The sequence below is a fragment of the Devosia insulae DS-56 genome, from assembly GCF_000970465.2.
Lineage (GTDB): Bacteria > Pseudomonadota > Alphaproteobacteria > Rhizobiales > Devosiaceae > Devosia_A > Devosia_A insulae.
Window position 1 is genome coordinate 1 of sequence record NZ_LAJE02000329.1, and the last position, 1,506, is coordinate 1,506.

Consider the following 1,506-nt stretch of genomic DNA (forward strand, 5'->3'; position numbering starts at 1 on the left):
GCCCCTCCCCTCAAGGGGGAGGGGAGCAGAAGGAGCGTCTCCACCTCACGCCCCCGCATACGCCTCGCGCATCTCTTCGATCTCGCCCAGCGCCTCGTAGAGCGGCCGCCAGTTATCCGCCTCGGCGATCGGCGCCCACAGCGCCTCCATCTCGTCGATCAGCATGGTGCGCGGGCGCTCGCGCTTGAAGTACGGGTGGTCGAGATTGGCGTTGGCTGCCCGCGGGTGCGCCGCGATCAAGTCCCTGAGCTTGTCGAACGCCTCGCTGCGATAGTGCTCGGCCGAGGGACTGGCGAAGGCTCGGGCCTCGTCGCCGCCGCGCCAGTCGAAGAAGAACTGCTCATAGGGCGCCTGCGTCGCATGCAGCGTGGAAAACACCTCCGTCACCAACGCCGAATCAGCCTCGACCCCGAGCGGTTCGAGCCCCAATCGCTCCAGCATGGCCTGCCAGATCGAGCGCTGGAACGCCGGCCAGAACTGGTTCAGCGCCGCCTCGAGTTCGGCATGCTCGCCCAGCGGCAGCAGCACTTCGGCGAGCCGCGTCAGGTTCCAGGCCAGCGTGTCGGGTTGCTTGCCGAACGCATAAAGCCCCCACTCGTCGAAATAGGCCGCCGTGAAGCCGGGATCGTAGGTCGGCAGGAACCGCCACGGGCCGTAATCAAAACTCTCGCCGGTGATGTTGATATTGTCGGTGTTGAGCACCCCGTGCACGAATCCCGCCGCGATCCACCGCGCGCCAGTCTCAGCGACACTTTCGCTCACCGCGCCGAGGAATTTTGCTGCCCGGCCATTGTCGCCCTCGACCCACAGCGCGGGGTAATAGGCGCGCACCGAATGATCGAGCAGAGCCCGCAGCCGCTCCTCTTCCTTGAGGTAGCTCAGCCGCTGGAACGAGCCGATCCGCGTGTGGCCGTGCGATAGCCGCACCAGCACCGACGAGCGGGTTGGCGACGGCTCGTCGCCGCGCTCCAGCTCCTCGCCGGTTTCGATCAGCGACAGCGATTTCGAGGTGTTCACTCCGAGCGCCTCGAGCATTGCCGTCGCCAGCACCTCGCGCACGCCGCCTTTCAGCGTCAGCCGCCCGTCCCCGGCCCGCGACCACGGTGTCCGCCCCGATCCCTTGGTGCCGAGGTCCATCAGCCGTCCGTCATTGAGATCCTCAAGCTGCGCATAGAGAAAGCCGCGCCCGTCGCCGAGATCGGGGTTGTAGGTCTGGAACTGATGCCCGTGGTAACGCAGCGCCAGAGGCTCCGGGAACGACCCCGGCAACGGCTCGAACTTGCCGAAGTAATTCACCCAGTCTTCGTCGCTGAGCCCATCGAGCCCCACCGACGCCGCCGCCCGCTGGTTGCGATAGCGCAGGATATGCTCGGGGAAGGCCGCCGCCCTGACCTTGTCGAAATAGCCCTCGCCGAGCTCGGCATGGGTGGTGCGGGGTTTGAACGGATGGGTCATCGCCTGCCACCCATGGCGCTGACGCCGGTGAAGGATGAGCACCCCCCACCC

The 1,506-nt window shown here is 66.7% G+C and carries 1 protein-coding gene; it reads right to left on the reverse strand.

All coding sequences use genetic code 11. The features are described 5' to 3' along the window. Positions 1-45: 45 nt before the first annotated feature. Positions 46-1,455: a protein adenylyltransferase SelO gene (locus VW23_RS21840; RefSeq protein ID WP_069911610.1), complete on the reverse strand. Its 1,410-nt coding sequence runs from the start codon at positions 1,453-1,455 to the stop codon at positions 46-48. Positions 1,456-1,506: the final 51 nt, after the last annotated feature.